The organism is Nocardiopsis valliformis DSM 45023, from assembly GCF_000340985.1.
In the GTDB taxonomy this organism is placed as follows: domain Bacteria; phylum Actinomycetota; class Actinomycetes; order Streptosporangiales; family Streptosporangiaceae; genus Nocardiopsis; species Nocardiopsis exhalans.
The window spans coordinates 144029-166846 of the sequence record NZ_ANAZ01000015.1 but is presented as its reverse complement, the minus strand read 5'-3'; the positions used below and the strand labels follow the sequence as shown (position 1 = coordinate 166846).

At 70.1% G+C, this 22818-nt stretch carries 20 protein-coding genes; 11 read left to right on the top strand and 9 right to left on the bottom strand.

From position 1 onward, the window contains the following. Window positions 1-129: 129 nt before the first annotated feature. Together D457_RS0117025 and D457_RS0117020 are read right to left on the bottom strand one after the other, a co-directional pair. Window positions 130-1524 (bottom strand): amidohydrolase family protein, encoded by a 1395-nt coding sequence (locus D457_RS0117025; RefSeq protein WP_017581883.1) that lies wholly within the window; start codon window positions 1522-1524, stop codon window positions 130-132. A gap of 91 nt (window positions 1525-1615) precedes the next feature. Further along, window positions 1616-2446: an alpha/beta hydrolase gene (locus D457_RS0117020; RefSeq protein WP_017581882.1), complete on the bottom strand. Its 831-nt coding sequence runs from the start codon at window positions 2444-2446 to the stop codon at window positions 1616-1618. A 142-nt stretch (window positions 2447-2588) separates the two neighbouring features. Here D457_RS0117020 and D457_RS0117015 point away from each other — a divergent pair, with 142 nt between their 5' ends. From D457_RS0117015 to D457_RS0117005, 3 genes are read left to right on the top strand one after another with little or no spacing between them, the layout of a single operon-like run. Continuing rightward, window positions 2589-3212, top strand: coding sequence for a hypothetical protein (locus tag D457_RS0117015; RefSeq protein WP_017581881.1), 624 nt, complete (start codon window positions 2589-2591; stop codon window positions 3210-3212). A gap of 56 nt (window positions 3213-3268) precedes the next feature. Continuing rightward, window positions 3269-3898: a hypothetical protein gene (locus tag D457_RS0117010; RefSeq protein WP_017581880.1), complete on the top strand. Its 630-nt coding sequence runs from the start codon at window positions 3269-3271 to the stop codon at window positions 3896-3898. A 2-nt stretch (window positions 3899-3900) separates the two neighbouring features. Beyond that, complete coding sequence (locus D457_RS0117005; protein WP_017581879.1) at window positions 3901-4239, top strand: transcriptional regulator; 339 nt, start codon at window positions 3901-3903, stop codon at window positions 4237-4239. A gap of 29 nt (window positions 4240-4268) precedes the next feature. Here the strand turns inward: D457_RS0117005 and D457_RS0117000 are convergent, their stop codons facing one another. From D457_RS0117000 to D457_RS0116985, 4 genes are all read right to left on the bottom strand, one after another. Further along, window positions 4269-5156 (bottom strand): undecaprenyl-diphosphate phosphatase, encoded by an 888-nt coding sequence (locus D457_RS0117000; protein WP_017581878.1) that lies wholly within the window; start codon window positions 5154-5156, stop codon window positions 4269-4271. 219 nt (window positions 5157-5375) lie between these two features. Then, window positions 5376-6974, bottom strand: coding sequence for an ABC transporter permease (locus D457_RS0116995; protein ID WP_017581877.1), 1599 nt, complete (start codon window positions 6972-6974; stop codon window positions 5376-5378). Beyond that, the gene (locus D457_RS0116990) at window positions 6971-7894 is read right to left on the bottom strand and encodes an ABC transporter ATP-binding protein (protein WP_017581876.1); all 924 of its coding nucleotides are present in this window, start codon (window positions 7892-7894) and stop codon (window positions 6971-6973) included. The genes D457_RS0116995 and D457_RS0116990 overlap by 4 nt, the downstream gene beginning before the upstream one ends. A gap of 48 nt (window positions 7895-7942) precedes the next feature. Further along, window positions 7943-8608 carry a TetR/AcrR family transcriptional regulator gene (locus tag D457_RS0116985; protein WP_017581875.1) on the bottom strand — a complete coding sequence of 222 codons (666 nt, stop codon included), beginning with the start codon at window positions 8606-8608 and terminating at the stop codon, window positions 7943-7945. Window positions 8609-8731: 123 nt separating this feature from the next. Here D457_RS0116985 and D457_RS0116980 point away from each other — a divergent pair, with 123 nt between their 5' ends. Together D457_RS0116980 and D457_RS37065 are read left to right on the top strand one after the other, a co-directional pair. Beyond that, a complete protein-coding gene (locus D457_RS0116980) occupies window positions 8732-9544 on the top strand; it encodes a carbon-nitrogen hydrolase family protein (RefSeq protein WP_017581874.1) in 813 nt (270 codons plus the stop codon). Window positions 9545-9784: 240 nt separating this feature from the next. Further along, a complete protein-coding gene (locus D457_RS37065) occupies window positions 9785-10027 on the top strand; it encodes a hypothetical protein (RefSeq protein WP_017581873.1) in 243 nt (80 codons plus the stop codon). A 282-nt stretch (window positions 10028-10309) separates the two neighbouring features. On the opposite strand, the gene D457_RS0116970 is transcribed toward D457_RS37065, so the two are convergent. Further along, window positions 10310-11818 carry a CoA-acylating methylmalonate-semialdehyde dehydrogenase gene (locus tag D457_RS0116970; RefSeq protein ID WP_017581872.1) on the bottom strand — a complete coding sequence of 503 codons (1509 nt, stop codon included), beginning with the start codon at window positions 11816-11818 and terminating at the stop codon, window positions 10310-10312. 161 nt (window positions 11819-11979) lie between these two features. Then, entirely contained in the window at window positions 11980-13266 is a 1287-nt protein-coding gene (locus tag D457_RS0116965; RefSeq protein ID WP_017581871.1) for an aspartate aminotransferase family protein, read from the bottom strand. 184 nt (window positions 13267-13450) lie between these two features. Here D457_RS0116965 and D457_RS0116960 point away from each other — a divergent pair, with 184 nt between their 5' ends. Further along, a complete protein-coding gene (locus tag D457_RS0116960) occupies window positions 13451-15055 on the top strand; it encodes a PucR family transcriptional regulator (RefSeq protein ID WP_017581870.1) in 1605 nt (534 codons plus the stop codon). Window positions 15056-15162: 107 nt separating this feature from the next. After that, on the top strand, window positions 15163-15651 hold the full coding sequence (locus D457_RS0116955) for an Lrp/AsnC family transcriptional regulator (protein WP_017581869.1): 489 nt from the start codon (window positions 15163-15165) through the stop codon (window positions 15649-15651). A 93-nt stretch (window positions 15652-15744) separates the two neighbouring features. On the opposite strand, the gene gabT is transcribed toward D457_RS0116955, so the two are convergent. Continuing rightward, window positions 15745-17079: a 4-aminobutyrate--2-oxoglutarate transaminase gene (gene gabT, locus D457_RS0116950; protein ID WP_017581868.1), complete on the bottom strand. Its 1335-nt coding sequence runs from the start codon at window positions 17077-17079 to the stop codon at window positions 15745-15747. Window positions 17080-17250: 171 nt separating this feature from the next. On the opposite strand from gabT, the gene D457_RS0116945 reads away from it, so the two are divergent. The 4 genes from D457_RS0116945 to phnE all read left to right on the top strand — a co-directional run bounded on the left by D457_RS0116945 (window position 17251) and on the right by phnE (window position 22716). After that, window positions 17251-18699, top strand: coding sequence for a PucR family transcriptional regulator (locus D457_RS0116945; protein ID WP_017581867.1), 1449 nt, complete (start codon window positions 17251-17253; stop codon window positions 18697-18699). Between the two features lie 272 nt (window positions 18700-18971). After that, entirely contained in the window at window positions 18972-19937 is a 966-nt protein-coding gene (locus D457_RS0116940) for a phosphate/phosphite/phosphonate ABC transporter substrate-binding protein (protein ID WP_017581866.1), read from the top strand. A gap of 108 nt (window positions 19938-20045) precedes the next feature. Beyond that, window positions 20046-20846 carry a phosphonate ABC transporter ATP-binding protein gene (phnC, locus tag D457_RS0116935; protein ID WP_017581865.1) on the top strand — a complete coding sequence of 267 codons (801 nt, stop codon included), beginning with the start codon at window positions 20046-20048 and terminating at the stop codon, window positions 20844-20846. Window positions 20847-20862: 16 nt separating this feature from the next. Continuing rightward, window positions 20863-22716, top strand: coding sequence for a phosphonate ABC transporter, permease protein PhnE (gene phnE, locus D457_RS0116930; protein WP_275041012.1), 1854 nt, complete (start codon window positions 20863-20865; stop codon window positions 22714-22716). Window positions 22717-22818: the final 102 nt, after the last annotated feature.

Genomic DNA, 22818 nt, shown 5'->3' with positions numbered 1-22818 from the left:
CAGTCACCGGTGCCGGTTTTCCGTCGCAGTCCGCTGATTCCCGGGGACTGCCGCGCGGGGTGGGAATGTGGTATCCGCCCAGCGGACGCCCCGGCCGGAGGACGTGGTCGGCGAGGCGGTCCGCCGCGGTCACACCACCTGACGGCCGTCCCGGTAGACCGAGGCCACCTCGCGGATCCGGCTGATGTCGGCCAGCGGGTCGCCGGTGAGGGCGAGAAGGTCGGCGGCGCGGCCCACCTCGATCGCGCCGATGTGGTCGGTGCCGAGCACCCGGGCGGCCTCGCTGGTCGCGGCCCGCAGCGCTGCGTGTGGGCCCAGCCCGCTGTCGGCCAGCAGCTCCAGTTCCCGGTGCAGGCCGTCGCCGAAGCGCACCCCGGGCACGGCGGCGTCGCTTCCGGCCACAATCCGGCCGCCCGCCTCGTACAGCTCCGCCAGCCGGTCCCTGATCACCCGGTGCTCTTCCGCGGAGACGGCCACCTCGGTGACGGCCAGGGTCGGGGTGACGGGGATGTCCCGCTCGACCAACTCGGCCAGCAGCTCCTCGGGCCAGCCGTCGAGGACCCCGCGGCTCTCCAGGTGTTCGAGCCCGTCCACCCCGGCAGCCAGGGCGTCGGTCAGGTCCGGCTCGGAACCCCAGTGCGCGGTCACGGTGAGCCCGTGCTCGTGCGCTTCGGCCACGATGGCCTCGAGGATCTCGGTCGGGATCGGGTCCAGCTCCATGCTTTCGGTGTCACCCCGCTCCTGCACCACCTTGACGAGGTCCACCGGGTCGTCGCCGCTGGCGAGTTCGCGTACCGCCTCGCGGGCCTCCTCGGGAGTGGACGGCAGCCGGACGGTGCCGGAGTCGGGTTCCACCCCGAAGGTGGCCACGGGGTGACCCGCGGGCGTGGTGAACAGCGGACCCGACGTGTACAGGCGCGGTCCCTCCAGGTCTCCGTCACGGAGCATCCGGCGCATCTCGATGATCCAGGTGTGGTCGTCGCCCAGCCCGCGCACCGTCGTCACACCGTGTTCGAGTAGCGCGCGGCGGGCGGAGGGCACGTAGCGCGCCATCTCGTAGACCACCCCGGGCATGTCGGTCGCGCCCAGCTCATCCCCGGGTTCCTGTTGCGGGAACCCCAGGTGCACGTGCAGGTCGATCAGTCCGGGCATGAGCGTGTGTCCGCTCAGGTCCACGGTCTCGGTGTCCGCGGAAGGGGTGAAGTCGCCGTCGTCGGAGATCTCGGTGATGACCCCGTCGGTGACCAGGACCGTCGTGTCCGTGCGCGGTTCCAGGTCCTCGCCGACCAGGACCGTTGCCCCGGTGAGGGCAAGGCGGCCCCGGTGCGGTTCCGCCCGAGGGCTGTACAGGGTGGCGACGTAGTGGCCCACCAACCCGCCTCCGGCGAGCAGGCCCAGACCGCCCACCACCGCGGCCCCGCGCAGGAAGCGCCGCCGGGTGCTCTTCTTCCCGGGTTTCCCCGAATTCCGCTCCGCGCTGTCGTCGTCCGCTGAGTTGCCCGCCGTGCTGTCCGCTGCGTCCATTGGCCGTCCCGAGGCTCGTGTGGGGGGGGTAACCGACCTGCCCATGCTGGCAACCGCCCGTGACGAAACACGCGGCGGGGTTCGGGCTCGGTCAGAGGGCGTGGTCAGCGAGTCGGGCCACCGCCGCGACCACCTCGGGGCCGTGGACCGTCGCGGGGTCGTTGTGGCCCGTGCCGGCCAGCACGACCTCTTCGTGAAGGTTCGGGCTGGCCCCGGCCACCTCGTGGCTCTGCTCCGGGGGAACGATGGTGTCGGCGTCGGCGACGACCACGGTGGTGGGCATATCGAGTTCCGCGACCCGTTCGGCCACCGGGAACTCGTCCCTGAGCAGCAGTCGCACGGGGACCAACGGGTAGTGGTGGTTGCCCATGTCGGCCAGGGAAGTGAAGGGTGAGCGCAGGAACAGCGCGGCGGGCGGGCGCTCGACGGCCAGGTTGGCGGCCACGGCGGCGCCGATGCTCTCTCCGAAGTACACGGTGTGCTCGGCGTCGAAGCCGCGTTCGGCCAGGGCGTCGGCTGCGGCGCGTGCGTCCATGGCCAGCCCCGCCTCGCTGGGGCTGCCGGGGTTGCCGCCGTAGCCGCGGTAGTCGAACAGCAGCACGGAGAACCCTTCGGCCGCCAGGGAGCGGGCCAGCGGAGCGCGGCTCTCCCGGTTGCCCGCGTTGCCGTTGGTCACCAGGACCGCGGTCTCCCGGTCGGTGGCACGGTCGGTGTCCTGTGGGGGGACGAACCAGGCACCGAGTTCGAGGCCGTCCTCGGTGTGTAGGCGGACGTCCTCGGCACCCTCGATCACCTCGGCGGCGGGCGGCGGCTCCCCGCCCATGGGGACGAAGACGAGCGATCTCTGCAAGGCCCAGATGAGTCCCACCAGCACCACCAGTACAAGCGCCACCACCGCTGCCACGATCAGGGCGCGTTTCACTACGGCTCCTTCCGGGAGGGTCGCTGTCCTTGCCCTGTGGGCTACCCGTTTCCGCCCGGAGCATCCCTGAGGTTTGTATTGCAAACCAAGGCGCCCTCGCCTACGGTGGAAGAAAGGTTTGCGTTACAAACCGGAGGTGTGCATGACGACCCCCCACGACCTCGACCGCCTTCAGCGGATCCGCGAGGTCACGTCCGACTTCAGTGGCTACCAGGGCCTGTACACCTCCCTGCTGGGTGTGTTCGCGATCTGTGTGGGCCTGGCCCCGCTCACCGGGGAGGGGCCGCTGGCCGACCTGTTCCCGGTCGGGATGCTCCTGATCGCCGCCCTCTTCGTCGCCGTCCAGATGTACTACCGGCGCAGGTTCGGGCAGGTGCGGCCGCGGTGGACCACGCGACGGCTCCTGTGGGTGGTGCTGCTGCCGATCGCTCTGGTCTTTGCCTACATGGCGCTGATGATCACGACCAACCTCCTCGAGGCCCAGGGCGGTTGGGTCTTCGGAGTGTTCCTCGCGGTCGCCCTGTTCGGGGTGGGCTGCTCCGACCTGCGGAACCGTCGGCACTACCTGGTCGGAGCGGTCCTGGTCCTCGCGTTCACGGTGCTGCCGCTGGGCCCGCTCTTCCCCTCGGGGACGCATCCGGTCGACTGGGAGTACCCCGTGATGGTGGCGGTGGTCGGTGGGGGCGTCTTCGTGGTGAACGGGCTGCTCGACCACCGCACCCTGGTGCGCACGCTTCGGCCTGTGGCGGAGAGCGCGAAGGCCTGAACACGGGCACACCCTTCCCTCGCATTCTGGGTTCGCGTTACGAACCGGAGGTTCTAATGACCGTCCCGCACGACTTCGACCGGCTCGAACGGGTCCGCCACGTCACCGCCAACTACGTCGACTATCAGGGGTTCTACATGCTTGTAGTGGCGCTCTTCGCGCTGAACCTGGTACTCCTGCGCGGTGGGAGTCTGGAGCCGCTGATCATCGGCCTGCCCTTACTGGCCGCCCTGGGCTTCCTGGTCCGCTGGTACTACCGGAGGCGCTTCGGGCACGTCCGGGCGCTCTTCCCTCCGAGTCGGATCTCCGCGTACGCGCTCCTGCCCTTCGGCCTTGTCATGCTCTCCATGGCCGGAGGAGTCCTGACCGCCCAGATGGGCTGGAGCTACGGGCCCCTGGGGGTCGGAGGACTCGTGTTCGCGCTGCTCTTCGTCCTGCTCGCCTATCCCCACTGGCGGATGCGGGCGCACTACCTGGTGGCCGCGGCCGCCGTCGGCCTGGCGAGCCTGCTGCCGCTGGGGATGCTGCTTCCCTCGGGCGTCCATCCGCTCAGCTACGCCGCCACCGACACGCTCCTGGTCACGCTCGCTGCCGTACTGTGCGTCGGGGGACTGCTCGACCACCGTACGTTGGCGCGTACCCTCCCGCCGGTGACGGACGCGGTGACAGAGAACGGAACGGACTGACCATGGGCACGCCCTTCGAGGACATGGCGGAGATCGACCGCCTGGTGCACGACCCCTCGCGGTTGGCGGTCACCAGCGCCCTGCTCTCCTGCGAGAGCGCGGACTTCCTCTTCCTCCAGCGGCTCACCGGACTCTCCAAGGGCAACCTGTCCAGCCACCTGTCCAAGCTGGAACGGGGCGGCGTGGTCGAGATCGAGAAGAGCCGGGAGCGCCGCCCCCGTACCGTCGTCCGGCTCACCGGCGCCGGGCGCAAGAGGGTGGCCGAGCACTGGGACCGGCTGGTCCGGCTGCGTGAGGCGGCCGCCGGGTGGGACGGTGCGCAGGAGCCCCCACAGGAGTGAGCCCCGCCCCTGCGGGGCTCACCCCGTCATCAGGGGTGTCCCATGACCGCGCCGGTGAGGCCGATGTCGACCAGGCCGTAGGCGTCGGCCAGGATCAGCGCCGCCAGGGCCCACACGTAGTAGGAGAAGTAGCGCAGCCGGGCCTTGTACAGCAGCTTCAGGACCAGCAGCAGGGAGAACGTGCCAACGATCGCCGCGACCACGAACCCGGTCAGCAGGGGGAGCGGGTCGAAGGCCGAGAGGATCTCGGGTTCGAGGATCGGCAGCAGGACGTTGCCGGCGATGATCGTCGGGATGGCGATGAAGAAGCTGAACTCCGCGGCCCAGCGTCGCCGCAGCCCGAGCAGCAGGGCGATGGCGATGGTGGTGCCGCTCCTGGACAGACCGGGCGCGAAGGCCATGGCCTGGGCGAGACCGATGAACAGGGCCATCATCCAGGTGAAGTCGCGCAGGCCCTTGGTACGGGGGCTCAACAGGTCGGTCCACAGCAGCAGGGCGCCCGTCACGCAGAGCATCAGGGCGATCAGTGCCGGGTTCGCGAAGACGCTCTCCAGCGGCTTGCGGATGGTCAGGCCCAGGACGCCGGTGACCGCCACCGCGAACAGGCCCATCATCATCAGCTTGAGGTAGAGGCCCTCGGTCCGGGGGCCTGCTCCCACCAGCCCCCGCAGGTCGGCCACCGAACGGGCGACCAGGTCGGTCAGCGCCCGCCGGTAGACGATGAGGATCGAGACCACGGTCCCCACGTGCACCACGATGTTGAAGAACACCATCTCCGGTGACTCCGGGGGCGGCAGCGCGGAACCGTTCTGGATGAGCCAGTGCTGGGCCAGCGCCAGATGACTGCTGGAACTGACCGGGATGAACATGAACAGACCCTGGATGACACCGAGGATCGCCGACTCGAGGACGGTCATGGGGAGAAGGCCTTTCGGGCGAGGCCGGAGTGGCTCGCCTGCACCGCCTCGGAGGAGCACGGGGAGGGGAGCCAGGAGGTTCCGGCGGGCGAAGCATCCTGACCCAGGCTAGCTCCGGGAAGGGTGAACGGGGTTCCCCCTCGAGGTGAACGCGGGGGGCGGAGCGGTGCCCGCGGGCCGGTGCGGCTCGCACCCGCCCGCGGGCACCGCCGCGGTGCTTCAGACCGTGGCCAGGTCCCGGTTGCGGAACCCGACCAGGCCGACGGCGGCCGCGACCGCCGCCGCGCCCAGGACGGCCAGGAAGGGCACCGGGCCGAATTCGTCCACCGGAAGTTGGGGCAGGAGCGAGAACGGGCTGACGTCGAGCATCCAGTCGGGCATCCCCACGATCACGCCGAGCACCGTCACCGCCAAGCCGTAGCCGAACCAGGCCCAGACCAGGCCGACCAGTCGCGGCGCGACCCCGAGGAACAGCACGGTCAGGCCGATGAACAGCAGGACCAGCGGCAGCTGCGCGGCCGCGGCCCCGGTCACCGTCCCCACCCATCCGTAGTCCTCGGTGGCGATCCCGGCCCCCAGGCCCATGGCCAAACCGCCCAGGACCGTCATCGTGCTCGCCGCCAGGGCGCTGACCAGAACCGCCGCTCCCAGCCAGCGGATCCGGCCCACGGCCGCGGACATGGTCAGTTCGGCCCGGCCGGAGCTCTCCTCGGCCCTGGCCCGCAGCACGGACAGCACGGCGAAGGCGGTGGCCGTCATGACGACGTAGAGCACCAGCATGCCGAGGAACCCGTGCGACAGGTCCTGCGCCCCCAGACCCATCCGCGCGATCAGTTCGGGGTTCTGCTCCACCATCACGTCGATCTCGGAGATGAGTGTGCCGAAGGACAGCGCGAACAGGAAGATCGCCGCCGTCCACACGATGATCGAGGTTCGCTGCAGGCGCAGGTTGAGCGCGAACACGCTGTTGAGCAGGGGGCCCGCCTCGGATGGCCCCGGGCGGGAGGCGACCAGCCCGGCACCGAGGTCCCGGCGCCCGGCCAGGGCGAACGCCACTGCGAACAGTACGGCGATGACCAGCGGGTACAGGGCCAGCGGCCACCAGCGCAGATCGTCGAACATCCGAGTCTGCTGGGCCCATGCCCACGGAGAGAACCATGACGGTGCGCTACCGCCGCGCTCGGCCATGTCACCGACCACCCGGAACATGAAGAGCACGCCCACGGCCATGAACGCCAGCCCGCTCGCACCCCGGGAGTGCTCCGAGACCTGGGCGCACACCGCCGTGATCGCGCCGAACGTGATTCCGGCCAGCGCCATACCCGCGCCGAAGGCGACCGAGTCGGCCGCGGCCAGGTCGTTGGCGATCAGGGACAGGGCCATCAACGCGCCGATCACGGTGTTGGCGAGGGCGTTGGTGGTCAGTGCCGCCGTCATCTGGGCGCTGGAGCCCAACACGTTCGCGCGCAGCAGTTCCGCGCGACCGCTCTCCTCCTCCGCCCGGGTGTGTCGTACCACGTGCAGGATGCTCATGACCGCGAGCGCGATCAGCAGGGTCATCGGAAGTTCGGTGGCGAGCATGACGCCGAGCGTGTAGTCGTCCAGGCCGTAGCCGGGGCCTCCGAAGACGATCCCCGTCGGGGTCTCCATGACCATGGCCCGGGCCTGGAGCTGTTCCGGGGTCTGGAACATGTCGGCCATGGCCGGGATCATCGCGAACATGCTCGCGCCCAGTGCGACCGTCCAGACCGTCATCCGGATGCGGTCACGGCGCAGGATGAACCGGATCAGGGCCCAGGTTCCGGTGAACTTCCTCATGCCGCACCGTCCCGGTCACCGTTGAGGGAGGCGAGCTCGTCACCGTAGTGCCGCATGAACAGATCCTCCAAGGAGGGAGGGTTGCTCACGAGTGAGCGCAGGCCGAGCCCGGAGAGTGTTCTCATGGCCTGGTCCAGGTGGATGTCGTCGACCTCGAAGGTGACGGTGCCACCGTCCACCGCGAGGCCGTGCACCCCCGTCTGTCCGGCGAGTACGGTCGCGTCGCCGCCGACGGTGGCGCGGACGGTGGAACGCGTCAGGTGCCGCATCTCGTCCAGCGTCCCCGACTCCACGGTCACCCCCTTGCGGATGATGGTCACCGTGTCGCAGAGCTTTTCCACCTCCGCGAGGATGTGGCTGGACAGCAGCACGGAGCGCCCCTGCTCCTTGACCTCCTGGACGCACTCGGTGAAGACCGACTCCATCAGCGGGTCGAGGCCGGAGGTCGGCTCGTCGAGGATGAGCAGCTCGGCGTCGGAGGCCAGCGCGGCGACGAGTGCGACCTTCTGCCGGTTGCCCTTGGAGTAGGTGCGCGCCTTCTTGCTGGGGTCGAGTTCGAACCGGTTCAGCAATTCCTTCCTGCGGCTGGGGTTGACTGTGCCGTGGAGGCGTCCGAGCAGGTCGATGGCCTGGCCACCGGTCAGGTTGGGCCACAGGGCGACGTCACCGGGTACGTAGGCCAGGCGACGGTGCAGGGCGACGGCGTCCTTCCAGGGGTCGCCGCCGAGTACGCGCGCGGTACCCCCGTCGGCCTTGAGCAGGCCGAGCAGGACCCGGATGGTGGTGGACTTTCCGGACCCGTTGGGGCCCAGGAAACCGGCTACCTGGCCGGTTTCCACGGTGAGGTCGAGGCCGTCGAGGGCCTTGAAGGCGCCGAAGTACTTGTCGAGTCCGCGGACTTCGATGGCGTGGGTGGACATGGATGGGTAACTCCTGCTCTGGTGGGGATCTACTGCTCTTCGCGGGGATCAGCGCTCCTCCTCGGGCGGATCGCTGACGTAGACCAGGTAGGCGTCAAGCATGGTGCGGTCCGCGAGCAGCCCCTCGGTGTACACCTCCAGGGCCGGGAGTATGTACTCCTGCTCCCACTCGTGCAGCACCTGGCCGAAGTCGGGGTTCTCCTGGTCCCGCTGCATCGTGACGAGGACCAGGAGCGACCCGAATCCGTTGGCGGCCAGCCAGCGTGCCCGCTTGGCCGGGTCGCGGCTGGGGCGGATGGTGCCCTCGCGTACGCCGATGTCCAGGTAGCTCTGCACGTCGGCGACCATCGCCTCGTACAGGTGCCGGCTGAGTTCCCCGCCTTCCTGCATGGCCCGGAAGAGGTAGGCCAGGAGACCGGAGTACTGGTCGGCCGCCCTGAGGGAGCGGACCATCCCGTCGGCGCCGGGGTGGCTCAGCGACTCCTTCTTGGCCTCGTAGATGACCTGCCTGACGTACTCGTCGCAGGTCTCCCTGAGCTTGGCCTTGCTGCCGAAGTGGTGGATGACCAGCCCCGGGGAGACCGAGGCCCGGTCCGCGATCGCGCGCACCGTGACTCCGAACCCCTTCTCGCCGAAGCACTCGACGGCGGCGTCCCGGATGCGGGCGCGCGCGGTGAGGTCCTCGTCGGGAGGAACCTTCTTCCTTGAACTCATGTTCAATACGTTAAACACTTGTTTAGTCCTCTGGCAAGGGGTCGCTGTGCCCCGGGCGTACACTCGGGGCACGTTCGGGGCTGCCCGCCGGGCCGGCCCTCAGGCCATGAGGGGGAAATTTCGATGGTGCAGGTCGCGGTCGCCCAGTTCGCGCCGGGTCAGGACAAGGCCGAGAACCAGCGTTCGGTGGCGGAGCTGACCGCCCGGGCTGCCGCCCTGGGAGCGAAGGTCGTCCTGCTGCCCGAGTACACGATGTTCACCGCGTCGCGCACCGATCAGCGCTACGTGGCGGCCGCCGAGCCCCTGGATGGCCCCTTCCTGACCGACGCCGCGGACACCGCCCGCCGCGAGGGTGTGTACCTGGTGCTGGGGGTCAACGAGTCCGAGGGCGAGGGCGCCACCCACTTCACCAACACTCTGGTCGCGCTCTCCCCCGAAGGAAAGCGCCTCGCGCTCTACCGCAAGATCCACCTCTACGACGCTTTCGGGGTCAAGGAGTCGGACGTGGTCGCGCCCGGGCCGATCGACGCCCCGGAGACCTTCACCGTCGACGACGTGGTCTTCGGCCTCCAGACCTGTTACGACCTGCGCTTCCCGGAGGTGACCCGGCGGATCGCCAGGGCCGGGGCGCACGTGGTGCTGCTGGCCGCCCAATGGGTGCCCGGCCCGCTGAAGGAGGACCACTGGCGCACGCTGGCCCGGGCGCGCGCCATCGAGAACACGGTCTACGTGGCCGCTTCGGGGCAGTCGGCGCCCACGGGTGCGGGTAACAGCATGATCGTCGACCCGATGGGCACCGCCCTCGCGTCCCTGGGGGAGCAGACCTTCGAGGTCGCCGCCGCGGAGGTTTCGGCCGCGCGTGTGGACGCGGTGCGTGTCACCAACCCTGCTCTGTCGCTGCGCCGTTTCGAGGTCTCCCCGCGCTCGGAGGGCTAAAGTCCGGCGCCTGGAGGGTCTGTACATATCCGGCGCTTCGTATGAAAAACCAACCCTGAGCTGGGGTCTTCCCAGGGTTCGTTACTTAGGGTTATGATTTCCCTGCACGGAGTGATTTAGATTGGTCCGGACCCTTCCAGGCGCCGAGAGCTTCTGATTCAATAAAGAGCCGGTAACTATCGGCCCGCCAGACTGTCCTAAACCACGGGGGGAGCAAGGACATTGCGCGGAACGAGCACGATGTGCGAACCAGACACGAAGCCTGACGCCACATCCGAGAACTACGTCTACGACCCGAGCCGGCTGAGCGGGGCGCAGTGCATGGGGGATGCCTGCGTCGTCTGCCACGCCAAGTGGCCCCGGCCCCGCCGGGTTCTGGGCGAGCTTCCGGACGGCAGTCACGCGTACGGATGTGACGAGTGCGCGGGGATCATCGGCCACCAGCCAGTCTCCGCGAGTGGGCCGCTGATCGCGGCACGTTAGCCGAGCCAGCTGATGCAGCTGATCCCGTGCGGCCGTGGAGGCCGCCGGAGACGGTCGCGCTCCGGGTCCAGGGGGAGTCATTCGGACCCGGAGCGCTTCCGTTGACGCGCCCGCTTCCATGGGGAGGAGGGGAAATGAGCGCGTCTATCCAAGATGGTCTCTCGTGACACACGTGGCCCTCGGCCACACTCGGTCAGGGGCTTCGTGCAACAACGATACTCCGTGTTGCCCGCCGTAGACCGTCAGTGAGAGACATCCGTCGGTTATTTCGGTGAACTCCGGCTAGCCGTTGGTGGGGAAGCCCAGGTCCACGCCGCCTTCGGGCCGTTTGCCCGGGTCGGTCCAGCGGGCGGTGACCGCCTTCGTGCGGGTGTAGAAGTGCACACCCTCCGTGCCGTGCGCGTGCGAGTCACCGAACAGTGACTGCTTCCATCCGCCGAAGGAGTAGTAGGCCATCGGTACCGGGATGGGAACGTTGATGCCCACCATGCCCACCTCGATTTCGTTCTGGAAGCGCCGGGCCGCGCCGCCGTCGTTGGTGAAGATCGCCGTCCCGTTGCCGTACGGGTTGTCGTTGATGAGCTTGACGGCCTCGTCGTAGTCGCCCACGCGGACCACGCTCAGCACCGGACCGAAGATCTCCTCCCGGTAGCAGGACATCTGCGGGCCCACGTGGTCCAGGACCGAGGGGCCCAGCCAGAAGCCGTCCGAGGCGCCGCCGAGCACCGGGTGCACCCGGCCGTCGATCGCCAGGGTCGCCCCTTCGCGCACCCCCGACTCCAGGTATGAGGCGACCTTGTCACGGTGCTCGCGGGTAACCAGCGGACCCATCTCGCTGCGGTCGTCGTCCCCGGGGCCCACCCGCAGCCGCGAGACGCGCTCGCGGATCCGCTCCAGCAGGTCGTCGGCGACCGAGTCCACCACCGCCACCACGGAGATGGCCATGCAGCGCTCACCCGCCGAGCCGAACCCGGCCGAGACCGCGGAGTCCGCCGCCAGGTCCAGGTCCGCGTCGGGCAAGACCACCATGTGGTTCTTGGCGCCGCCCAGGGCCTGCACGCGCTTGCCGTGCTCGGCGGCGGTCCGGTAGATGTACTGGGCGATCGGCGTGGAGCCCACGAAGCTCACCGCGGCCACGTCCGGGTGCTCCAGGATCGCGTCCACCGCGGCCTTGTCCCCGTGCACCACGTTGAACACCCCGTCGGGCAGCCCGGCCTCGGCCCACAGTTCGGCCAGGAGCACCGCCGCGGACGGGTCCTTCTCGCTGGGCTTGAGCACGAACGTGTTCCCGCAGGCGATCGCCACCGGGAACATCCACATCGGGACCATCGCCGGGAAGTTGAACGGCGTGATGCCACTGACCACACCGATCGGCTGCAGGATCGAGTAGGAGTCCACGCCGGTGGACACGTTCTCGGAGTAGCCGCCCTTGAGCAGGTGGGGGATGCCGCAGGCGAAGTCCACGACCTCCAGGCCGCGGGCCACCTCGCCCTGGGCGTCGGAGAAGACCTTGCCGTGCTCGGAGCTGACGATTGCGGCCAGCCGGTCGCTGTTGGCGCGCAGCAGCTCACGGAACCGGAACAGCGTCTGTACGCGCCTGGACAGCGAGGTGTCCCGCCAGCCGGGGAAGGCCTCCTTGGCGGCGGCCACCGCGGCATCGACCTCGTTCGGGCCAGCGAAGTCCACCGTCCCGGTGACCTGCCCGGAGGCCGGGTTGTAGATGTCCCCGGTCCGCTCGGCTGGCCCTTCGTAGGCGCCGCCGCCGACCCAGTGGGTGACGTGCTTGTTCATGCTTGTGCTTCCTCTTCTTCGTGCCGGGGTTGTCCACAGGCTGGGTTGTCCACAGGCGACGGACCGGCACTGGCGGGCCGCCGGCACAGGGGCTTGAATGGAAATCGGGGGGACCTCAGCAGCAGGCGGTTTCGTGCTGCCCGCCTTCCCCCGGGTGATCCTCAGGCCTGGTCGGCGACGGCGCGCACGGCGTCCAGCAGGATGTCGCGGCCCTCGGCGGCCTCCTCCGAGGACAGGGTCAGGGGCGGGGCCATGCGCAGCACATTGCCGTGCACGCCGCCCTTGCCCACCAGCAGCCCGCGCTCGCGGGTGGCCTCCAGCACCTTCCCGGCCAGCGGTGACGACGGCTCTCCCGTGGCCGGGTCGACCATCTCGATCGCGAACATCAGGCCCTTGCCGCGCACGTCCTTCACGCAGTCCAGTTCGCGCAGTGCCCGCAGGCCCTCGGTGACGGTGGCGCCCTGGCGCAGCGCGTTGCCCTGGAGGTCGTGCTCCAGCACGTAGTCGAGGGTGGCCCCGGCCGCGGCCATGGACACCGGGTTGCCGCCGAAGGTGGCCACGCCCAGCGCCTTGAGGCCGTCCATCAGGTCGCCGCGGGCCACCACGCCACCCACCGCGAAGCCGTTGCCCAGCCCTTTGGCGAAGGTCATGGCGTCCGGGGTGACCCCGTGGTTGCCGATCCCGAAGAAGCTGGTCCCGGTCCGGCCCCAGCCGGTCTGCACCTCGTCGGAGACGAACAAGATGCCGTGCTCGTCGAGGACCTCCTTGTAGGCGGCGTACAGCCCGTCCGGCGGCATCGCGAACCCGCCCACGCCCTGGACCGGTTCGGCGATCAGGCAGGCCACGTTGGGCGCTGTGGTGTCCAGGACCTCGCGCAGGTCGGCGACGCAGACGTCGATGTACTCCTGCTCGGTCAGGCTGCGGAACGCGGGGGAGGCGTGGTCGGTGCCGTGCAGGTAGTGCACGTTGAGTGGGGAGAGCGAGGAGTTCTTCCACGCCTTGTTGCCGGTCACCGCGACAGTGCCGAAGGAGCGGCCGTGGTAGCTGCCGCGCACGGCCAGCACCTCGTCGCTGCCGCGGGCGTAGGTGGCCAGCAGCAGGGCGGTCTCGTTGGCCTCGGTGCCGGAGTTGGTGAAGAACACCTTGGCGTCGGGGATGCCGGACAGCCGCGCGATCTTCTCGGCCAGCTCCACCTGGCAGCGGATGAGGTACAGCGTGGAGGTGTGCACGACCCCCTTGGCGATCTGGCGCTCCACCGCCTCGCGCACCTCGGCGACGTCGTAGCCGAGCATGTTGGTCACGATGCCGGTGAAGAAGTCCAGGTAGGTGTTGCCGTCGGCGTCCGTGACACGGGCGCCCTTACCGCTGACGATCTCCAGCGGGGACTCGTAGTACAGGGGCAACCAGGAGGGCATGACCGCGCGGTGGCGGGCGAGAAGTTCCGACATGCCCCCAGTCTCCCCAGCGCCCGCGGGCTTGGCCAGGATCACCATGTTGACAACATGCTGGGTGGATTTACAACATGTAAAGCATGCGTCGAGTCGGGGAACCACTGTTCAGAGGCTCGGCTGTACGCGCACTCTGTAAAGAAAAATGCCCCTCTACCTGACAGAACGTCCTAGACTGGCGGTTGTGCTTCCCACCCTTGCCGAGGTCCTCCAGCTCCCCGCCCTCCAGAAGGCCCGGCCCCGCGTGGTGGCCGGTTCCGAGTACCTTGACGTGGCTGTGCGCTGGGTGCACATCGCCGAGGTCACCGACCTCGCCCACCTGCTGCGCGGCGGTGAACTCGTGCTCAGCACCGGTATCGCCATGCCCGACGACCCCGAGGCCCTACGCCGCTACATCGACGACATCGCCGATGCCGGGGTCAGCGGGATCGCGGTCGAGCTCGGCCGCAAGTACCACGCCGAACTCCCCAAGGCCTTCCTCGACGCTGCCCGCGACGCGAAGATCCCGGTCATCCTGCTCGACCGCGAGGCGCGCTTCGTGGAGATCACCGAGGCCGTGCACATCCGAGTGGTCAACGAGCAGCTGGAGGAGCTGCGCGACTCCGAGAAACTCCACTCGGTCTTCACCCAGCTGTCCGTGGAGGGGGCCGACGCCGGGCAGATCCTGCACGAGGTCGCCCAACTCTCCGGCTGCCCGGTCGTCCTGGAGAACCTCACCCACCAGGTCCTGGCCTGCGACCTCAACGGCGAGGACCCCGGCACCCTGCTGACCTCCTGGGAGAGCCGCTCACGGTCGATCCGCACCGGCACCCGGACCGTGCACGCGCCCGCCACCGGCTGGCTGGTCACCACGGTCGGCGCCCGGGGCCAGGACTGGGGGCGGCTGATCCTCATCACCGGGGCCACTCCCAGTGCCCGCCAGACCATGCTCATCGAGCGCGCCGCCACCACCCTGGCCCTGGGCCGCCTGCTGGAGCGTCACCAGGAGAGCCTGGAGCGCCAGACTCACCGCACGATCATCGCGGGCATCATCGACCGCGCCTACTCCGATCCCGAGGAGGCGCTGGTCCGGGCGCGCGCGGTCGGGGTGCCCCTGAACGGGCGCGAACTGGTCGGGCTGGTCCTGAGGCTGCGCGAGAGTGGGACCGGGCTGGCCGCCCAAGCGCGGCTCTCCGACACCGCCGAGGGCGCCGCCCGGGCCTGTCGGGAGCTGCGCCTGCCCGCCCTGGTGGGGTCCCTGGACGACCTGCGGGTGGGCATCCTGCTGGCCCTGCCGGACCGCAAGCGCCTGGACGCCACGCTGCACCTGCTCGCGGACCGGGTGCGGGGCGCCGTCGGGGACGCGGCCGTGCTGGCGGTGGGTTCGGCTGCCGAGGGCGTGCGCGAGGTGCGCCGTTCCTTCCTCGAGGCCCGCCAGGTGGGTGACGTGGCGATCAAGCAGAGCGACCGGCGCCCCTTCTACCGGCTGCCCGACCTGCACCTGCGCGGGCTGCTGCACCTGTTCCGCGACGACGAGCGCCTGCAGACCTACGTGGAGCGCGAGCTGGGCCCGCTGCTGGACCACGACGCCCGGCACGGCGGGGACCTGGCCGACATGCTGCGCCACTACCTCGGCGCGGGGCGCAACAAGGCGCTGGCCGCGAGTCGGGCGCACCTGTCCAGGCCCGCCTTCTACGAGCGCCTGCGCCGGATCTCCAACGTGCTCGACGCCGACCTGGAGTCGGTGGAGACGTGTCTGTCACTGCACGTGGCCCTGCTGTCACTAGACTCGGTCCGGGATCAGCAATAAGCCTTTCCTGTTCGATACCTGGTTGTCACGCCGGTACGTTACTTTGGAATCCGTTGTAAAAAATGGGCGCGACAATGGATTCCTGATTCATACGGGTGGAGGACCCTGTGACCGAACCGCTCGACCCCGGGCCCACCAGGAGGGTCAACGGGGTGGTGCTGGACGACACGGCCAAGCGCATTATCGAGGTCCTCCAGGAGGACGGGCGCCTGTCCTACGCGGCCATCGGAAAGATCGTCGGCCTGTCCGAAGCCGCCGTGCGCCAGCGCGTCCAGCGCCTGCTGGAGTCAGGACTGGTCCAGGTGGTGGGCGTCACCGATCCCATGACCCTGGGCTTCAATCGGCAGGCGATGATCGGCGTGCGCACCAACGGCGATCTCAACGCCGCCGCCGACGCCGTCTCCGAACTCGACGGGGTGGAGTACGTGGTGATCACCGCGGGCTCCTTCGACCTCATGGTCGAGGTAGTGGCCGAGGACGACGCCCGCCTGCTGGACATCCTCGCCGCGATCCGGGCGGTGGACACCGTGGAGAGCACCGAGACCTTCCTCTACCTCAAGCTTCGCAAACAGACCTACGCCTGGGGAACCCGCTAGCGGGTCACGAACGAGAAAACCCGGCGGCGTCCTGTGGGCTAGGACGCCGCCGGGGAACCAGGTGCCGACCGGCGGCTACTCCCGACCGGGGGACTACAGCCCGGCCAGGGCCTCCTCGAGGATGTCCAGTCCCTCACGGAGCAGGTCGTCACCGATGACCAGCGGCGGGAGCATCCGGATCACGTTGCCGTAGGTGCCCGCGCTCAGCAGGATCAGGCCGCGCGCGTGGCAGTGCTTCAGCACCTGGGCCACGGCCTCCGGGTTGGGCTCCTTGCCGTCCTTGACCAGCTCGATCGCGACCATCGCGCCGCGGCCGCGCACGTCGCCGACCACATCGAACTTGTCGGCGAAGGCGTTCAGGCGGCCCAGCATGAGCTCGCCGATCTCGCGGGCGCGGCCGGTCAGGTCGTCGGACTCGATCACCTCCAGCGCGGCCAGCGCGGCGGCGCAGGCGGCCGGGTTGCCGCCGTAGGTGCCGCCCAGACCGCCACCGTGCACGGCGTCCATGAGCTCGGCGCGGCCGGTCACCGCGGCCAGCGGCAGACCGCCCGCGATGCCCTTGGCGGTGGTGATCAGGTCCGGCACGATGCCCTCGTGGTCACAGGCGAACATGTCACCGGTGCGCGCGAAGCCGGTCTGCACCTCGTCGGCGACGAACACGATCCCGTTGGCGCGGCAGAACTCCACCAGCGCGGGCAGGAAGCCGGGGGCGGGCTCGATGAAGCCGCCCTCGCCCTGGATGGGCTCGATGACCATGGCGGCCACGTTCTCGGTGCCGACCTGCTTGACGATCTGGTCGATCGCCGCGGCCGCCGCCTCGGGGCCGCAGTTGTCCGGGCCGGTCGGCCAGCGGTAGGCGTAGGCCATCGGCATGCGGTGGATCTCGCCCGCGAACGGTCCGAAACCGTGCTTGTAGGGCATGTTCTTCGCGGTCAGGCCCATGGTGAGGTTGGTGCGGCCGTGGTAGGCGTGGTCGAACACCACGACGGCCTGGCGCCCGGTGGCGCTGCGGGCGATCTTGACGGCGTTCTCGACCGCCTCCGCACCTGAGTTCAGCAGGATGGAGCGCTTCTCGTGGTCGCCCGGGGTGACGCGGTTGAGCGCCTCGCACACGTCCACGTACGCCTCGTACGGGTTGACCATGAAGCAGGTGTGGGTGAAGCGGGCCAGCTGCTCGGCGGCGCGTTCGACCACGCGGGGGTCGGCGTTGCCGACGTTGGTCACGGCGATGCCGGAACCGAAGTCGATCAGGGAGTTGCCGTCGATGTCCTCGACGATGCCGCCGCCCGCGCGCTCTACGTACACGGGCAGCACACTGCCCACGCCCTGGGCGACGGCGGAGGAACGGCGCTTCTGGATCGCGCTGGACTTGGGGCCGGGGATCTCGGTGACGATCCGGCGGGACTGGACGACCTCGGTCGCGGCCATGCGGCTGCCTCCTTGTGGGCGTGGTGGTGCGGTGTGCGGACTCGCAAGACACTAAGCCGCGCCGAACCGGACACCCATGGACACAGTGGATAATCAAGTGAGTGTCCTGTGCCATTGCGTCAGGGCGCGGAGAGGGCGGGGAAAGCTACAGGGGACTACGGGGGAACGCCGATGCCACCGACACTGGGGGCCCTGCTGCGCACGCCGAGCCTGCGCCTGCGGCTGCTCACCGGTCAGGACCGCACTCACCGGCCGGTGGAGTGGGTCGCGGTCAGCGAACTCGGCGACCCCACCCCTTATCTGGCCGGGGGAGAGCTGGTGCTCACCACCGGGGTCCGGTGGGTGGACCGCCTCCCCGACCTGCGCGCCTACGTGCGCCGCCTGGCCGAACGCGACGTCGCCGGGATCGGCTTCGGCGTCGCGGTCAACTTCGACGACACCCCTGAGGAGCTGCGTGCGGCCGCCGAGGAGTTCGGCGTCGCGCTGGTCGAGGTCGGTCGCCAGACGCCGTTCATGGCGGTGGGCAAGGAGGTCTCCCGGCTGCTCGCTAAGGAGGAGTACGAGGGGCTGACCCGCGCCTTCACCGCCCAGCGCGAGCTCACCCGCGCCGCGCTCACCGGCGCTTCCGCGGTGGTGGACCGGCTCGCCCGCGAACTCGGCGGGTGGGTCCTGCTGCTGTCCCCGGACGGCACGCCCTGGCACGCTGCCCCCGCGGGCGCCGCGGCCCGCGCACCCCGGCTGGCCGCCGAACTCGCCCGGCTGCGCGGTGCGGGCCCGCGAGCCAGTGTCTCGGTCGCCTCCGCCGGAGACCGGGTCTCGGTCCAGCCGTTGACCACGGGCGGCCGGGCCCGCGGCTACCTGGCCGTGGGCGGGGTGCGGGTCTCCGGTTCCGACGACCGCACCCTGGTCAACGCCGCGGTCTCCCTGCTCTCCCTCGAACTCGAACGCTCCGCCCCGGGCCGCGGCTCCAAATTCCGCTCGGGGGTGCTCTCGGCCCTGCTCGACGGCGCTCTCGATCCCCTGCACCCGGGTGCGGCCGACCTGCGGGCGGTTCTGCCCGCCGAGCCCGTGGTGGTGGCCGTGGCTGAGCGGGCGGACCCGGACACGCCCCTGCCCGAGGGGGTCCTGGTGGCCCGGCACGAGGGGCGCACGGTGCTGCTCGCCGCGGCGGGCACCGAGGAGAGCGTGTTCGGCGAGGTGTTGCTCGGTCCCGTCGGCCTGAGCTCCCCGGGCGGCTACCCGGACCTGGCTGCGGCCCGCTCCCAGGCCGAACGCGCCATGGCGGCCGCCGCGGAGCACGACGAGGCGCTCCAGCGCTTCGACCAGCTGCCGGGCGGGCTGCTCGGCCTCCTGGACAACCCCGCCGGGGCGCGGTTGGCCGACGACCTGCTCGCCCCGATCGACGAACAGCGCGCCGCTCCCGAACTCCTCGCCTCGCTGCGCGCCTACCTCGCTGCGTCGGGCCGCTGGGACGCCGCCGCCGAGCAACTGGGCGTGCACCGGCACACCCTGCGCTACCGGATGCGGCGGATCCGCGAACTACTGCCCGGGGACCTGGACGACCCCGACCACCGCACCGAACTGTGGATCGCGCTGCGCGTTCGCGAGGGCCGATCCTGACAACAGAGCCGTTTCTGGTCACAAGGCACTCCTGTCACACAGTTCTCGTGGGGCACACAGTGCCCATGAGGCACAGTGAGTCACGGTGTGGTGACTCCTCGATGACTTCCCGGTCACGCTCCCAGTGGAGCGCGCACCAAGCCGCCGTTCTCTGTTCGGTGCCTGGTCACCTTGCCGTAGGTTCCCGACAGCCGCGGGTCTGCACAGTGGGAGACGTCCCGATGACTGAGACGTCCGCCTTGGGCGGATGATGTTGAGGAGTCCCCCGAACCATGCAGACCAGATTCGGCCGTCGCGCGGGCGCCTTCGCCGCCGCGGCCTCAGCACTCGCCCTCCTGGCCGCCTGCGGGCCCAGTGCCGACGAGACCGCCGAGGCCGACGCCTCGGCCGGCGGGGAGGGGATCACCCCCGACACCCTGATCATCGGCGCGGTCCCCGCCGAGGAGGCCACCGGGCTGGAGAACAGCTACGAGCCGGTCATCGAGATGCTCAAGGACGAGACCGGCCTGGACGTGGAGTTCCAGACCGCCACCGACTACGCGGCCGTCATCGAGGGCCAGCGCAGCGGTCAGATCCACATCGCCCAGTACGGGCCCTTCTCCTACTACATCGCCAAGAACACCGGCTCGGAGATCACCGTCGCCGGTGCCATGGTGCAGGAGAAGGACGAGCCCCCGGGTTACGTCTCCTACGGCGTCGTCCCGGCCGACTCCGACATCGAGAGCATCGAGGACTTCGCCGGCAAGCACCTGTGCTTCGTCGACCCGAACTCCGCCTCCGGCTACCTGTACCCGCTGGCCGGGCTCCTGGAGGCCGGGATCGAGGAGGGTGACTGGGACGAGACCTTCGCGGGCGGCCACGATGCCTCGGCCATCGCGACCGCCGCGGGCGAGTGCGAGGCGGGCTTCGCCTTCGACTCGATGGTGGACGAGACCCTCGTCGACAACGGCTCCATCGAGGAGGGCGACCTGCGCGTGGTCTGGGAGTCCGAGACCATCACCAGCTCCCCGATCACCGTCTACGACGGTCTCGACCAGGAGCTCTTCGACACGGTGATGACGGCCTTGCAGGAGAAGGGCAACCAGGACTACCTCGTCGCCAACGGCTACTGCGAAGAGGGCGACTGCGACCTCACCGATGAGCGGATCTGGGGTTGGGAAGCAGTTCCGGACGACTTCTACGACGCGCTCGACATCGTCTGCGAGGCCACCCAGGCCGCGCAATGCTCCGACAGCTGACCACTCTCAGCAGTCTCCGGGGGCGCCCACCGGCCTGGGCGCCCCCACCCCTTCGCCCCCCGCCCCGCCCTCCGCCCCGAACTGTCCGATCCCACCTCGAGGAGCCGCGTGGACGCCGCATCCCCTTCCCGGTCCGGGCCCGTGCCCGCCGTCCGTTTCGAGAACGTGACCAAACGCTTCGGTGACACTGTCGCCCTGGACGAGGTGTCGGTGACCGCCCACACCGGCGAAGTGCTCGTCCTGCTGGGCCTGTCCGGATCGGGCAAGTCCACTCTGCTCCGCCACGTCGACGGCCTCCAGATGCCGACCAGCGGCGGGGTCGAGGTCCTGGGCGTGGACGTGCCCTCCGCCCGTGGTGGCGAGCTGCGCGCGCTGCGCCGCCGGATCGGCTTCGTCTTCCAGCAGTTCCACCTGGTGGGCTCGCTGACCGTGCTGGAGAACGTGTGCACCGGAGCGCTGGGCCGCGTGCGCGGGCCGCGCCTGGGGCTGCCCACGTACCCGCGGGCGATCCGCGAGGAGGCCCTGGCCCAACTCGACCGGGTCGGCCTGGCCGACCGCGCCTTCCAGCGGGCGGACACCCTCTCCGGCGGTCAGCAGCAGCGGGTCGCCATCGCCCGGGCCATGCTCCAGCGCCCCGAGGTCCTCCTGGCCGACGAGCCGGTCGCCTCCCTGGACCCTGAATCGGCGCACCAGGTCATGGAGCTGATCCGCGAGGTCGCCGCCGAGGAGAAGCTCACCGTGCTGTGCAGCCTGCACCAGGTGGACCTGGCGCTGTCCTGGGGCGACCGGATCGTCGGCCTGCGCACCGGACAGGTGGTCATGGACAGCCCGGTCACTGAGCTGGATCGCGACGAGGCGATGGCCATCTACGCCCGGGTTGGTTCCGCCGACCCCGTGACGGTCGGTTGACGGGGAAACACACATGATGACCGAACCCACCGCCGCGTCCCCTGCCGCCACACCACCCGCCCCCGCCGACCCCCCGCCGCCCGCGGGCACCGCCGGACCCGGGAGCCCGGTCGCCCCCGCCGAACGGCCGCGCACGCTCCCGCTGCCCCGGCCGAGCGGGGTCGCCGCCCTGATCACCGTGCTCGCCCTGATCGGGGTGGGCGTGTGGTCGATCATCGACCTGCGGATCAACGTCGCCACCCTGGTCTCCAGCGTGGACAACGCCGCCGACTTCCTCTCCCGGACCCTGCCACTGGACTTCCCCGGCTTCGGTGAACTGGCCGGGCCGCTGGCCACCACTTTGGCCATCGTCATCGCCGCGACCCTGCTGTCCGTGGCGCTGAGCATCCCGCTGGCGATCTGGGCGGCGGGCAACACCACCCCTGGAAGGCCCGCGCGGCTGATCTCCCGGTCCCTGATCGTGGTCGCCCGCGCCATCCCCGACGTCGTGCTGGCCATCTTGTTCTTCCGGCTCTTCGGCTTCGGCGCCGTCACCGGTGTCCTGGCCATGGGCCTGCACTCGGTCGGCATGGTCGGCAAGCTCTACGCCGACGCCATCGAGCAGATCGACGAGGGCCCGCGCCAGGCGCTGCGGGCCGCGGGCGCCGGCCGCCTCCAGGAGCTCACCGGCGGGGTGCTGCCCCAGGTGCTGCCCGCCTTCGTGGCCACCGCCATGCACCGGCTCGACATCAACCTGCGGATCTCGGTGATCCTCGGGTTCGTCGGCGTGGCCGGGATCGGGCAGGACCTGGCGCACGCCCTGGGCCGCCTCGACTACCAGCGGGGCATGGCCCTGGCGCTCATCGTGCTGCTGCTGTGCGTGGGGATCGAGCTGCTGTCCGTCGCGGTGCGCCGCGCCCTGCTGCCGCACACCGAGCAGCGGGTGAGTGGGCTCAGCGGTCTGGTGGCGCGGATGCGTGCACGCGCCAGCACCGCTTCCAGCGCCGGCTCCGGTGACGGCTCCGGTGCGAAGGCGGCCGCCGCCCGGCGCACCTCGGTAGACCCGCGCGCCGCCTCGGCCGCCGCGCTGGCCACCGGCCGGATCAGCCCGCCCTGGACCGCGGAGCGGATCCGCCGGACCTTCTACGTACTGGTCACCCTCGCGGTGCTGGGAGGTTCGGTCGGCTACGCGGTGCTGGACTTCAACGGCTTCATCGACTCCAACCGCGGCCCGCTGGGCGTCCTGGCGATGTTCTGGCCGCCGGAGACCGGCGGGATCGGCGAACGGCTCGTCGCGGGCCTGATCGTCACCGTGCAGATCGCTTTCGCCGCCACCCTGCTCGGTATGGTGCTGGCGCTGCCGGTGGGCGTGCTCGCCGCGCGCAACGTGGCCCCCCACCACCGGGTCGGCCAGCTCTGCCGGATGTTCATCGTGTTCGTCCGCAGCATCCCCGAACTCATCCTGGCGATCATCTTCGTGGTGATGATCGGGCTCGGCCCGGTGGCGGGCACCCTCGCCCTGGCCATCGGTGTCGTCGGCCTGCTCGGAAAGCTGGTCGCCGACTCGGTGGAGGAGGTCGACCCCGGCCCCGAACGAGCGCTCCAGGCCACCGGCGCCAGCCGGGTCCAGGTGTTCTTCGGTGCGACGCTGCCGCAGGCGCTGCCCTCCTTCGTCGGTCACAGCATGTACCAGCTGGACGTCAACATCCGCTCGGCGACCATCCTCGGCATCGTGGGCGCGGGCGGCATCGGCTACGAGCTGCTCAACGCCGCCCGGGTCCTGGAGTTCGGGGTGGTCACCCTCATCACCCTGATGGTCTTCGGGGTGGTCATGGTGGTGGAGCTGATCGCCGTGTGGCTGCGCGGGGTGGTCGGCGGACGCAAGGACTGACCCCGGTCCCCCATCCCCTGTCCGCTCAGCCCCGGCCCGTCGTCACACATCGTGAAAGTGGCGACGGGTTTCGGCGTTCCCAGGGCGGGCGGGTGAAAAATG

Coding starts and splice junctions, on each gene's coding strand:
- D457_RS0117010 (WP_017581880.1), top strand. CDS start 3,269: ATGACCGTCCCGCACGACTTCGACCGGCTCGAACGGGTCCGCCACGTC.
- D457_RS0116940 (WP_017581866.1), top strand. CDS start 18,972: ATGCAGACCAGATTCGGCCGTCGCGCGGGCGCCTTCGCCGCCGCGGCC.
- D457_RS37065 (WP_017581873.1), top strand. CDS start 9,785: ATGTGCGAACCAGACACGAAGCCTGACGCCACATCCGAGAACTACGTC.
- D457_RS0117025 (WP_017581883.1), bottom strand. CDS start 1,524: ATGGACGCAGCGGACAGCACGGCGGGCAACTCAGCGGACGACGACAGC.
- phnE (WP_275041012.1), top strand. CDS start 20,863: ATGACCGAACCCACCGCCGCGTCCCCTGCCGCCACACCACCCGCCCCC.
- gabT (WP_017581868.1), bottom strand. CDS start 17,079: ATGGCCGCGACCGAGGTCGTCCAGTCCCGCCGGATCGTCACCGAGATC.
- D457_RS0116985 (WP_017581875.1), bottom strand. CDS start 8,608: ATGAGTTCAAGGAAGAAGGTTCCTCCCGACGAGGACCTCACCGCGCGC.
- D457_RS0117000 (WP_017581878.1), bottom strand. CDS start 5,156: ATGACCGTCCTCGAGTCGGCGATCCTCGGTGTCATCCAGGGTCTGTTC.
- D457_RS0116980 (WP_017581874.1), top strand. CDS start 8,732: ATGGTGCAGGTCGCGGTCGCCCAGTTCGCGCCGGGTCAGGACAAGGCC.
- D457_RS0116990 (WP_017581876.1), bottom strand. CDS start 7,894: ATGTCCACCCACGCCATCGAAGTCCGCGGACTCGACAAGTACTTCGGC.
- D457_RS0116945 (WP_017581867.1), top strand. CDS start 17,251: ATGCCACCGACACTGGGGGCCCTGCTGCGCACGCCGAGCCTGCGCCTG.
- D457_RS0117005 (WP_017581879.1), top strand. CDS start 3,901: ATGGGCACGCCCTTCGAGGACATGGCGGAGATCGACCGCCTGGTGCAC.
- D457_RS0116970 (WP_017581872.1), bottom strand. CDS start 11,818: ATGAACAAGCACGTCACCCACTGGGTCGGCGGCGGCGCCTACGAAGGG.
- D457_RS0116965 (WP_017581871.1), bottom strand. CDS start 13,266: ATGTCGGAACTTCTCGCCCGCCACCGCGCGGTCATGCCCTCCTGGTTG.
- D457_RS0116995 (WP_017581877.1), bottom strand. CDS start 6,974: ATGAGGAAGTTCACCGGAACCTGGGCCCTGATCCGGTTCATCCTGCGC.
- D457_RS0117015 (WP_017581881.1), top strand. CDS start 2,589: ATGACGACCCCCCACGACCTCGACCGCCTTCAGCGGATCCGCGAGGTC.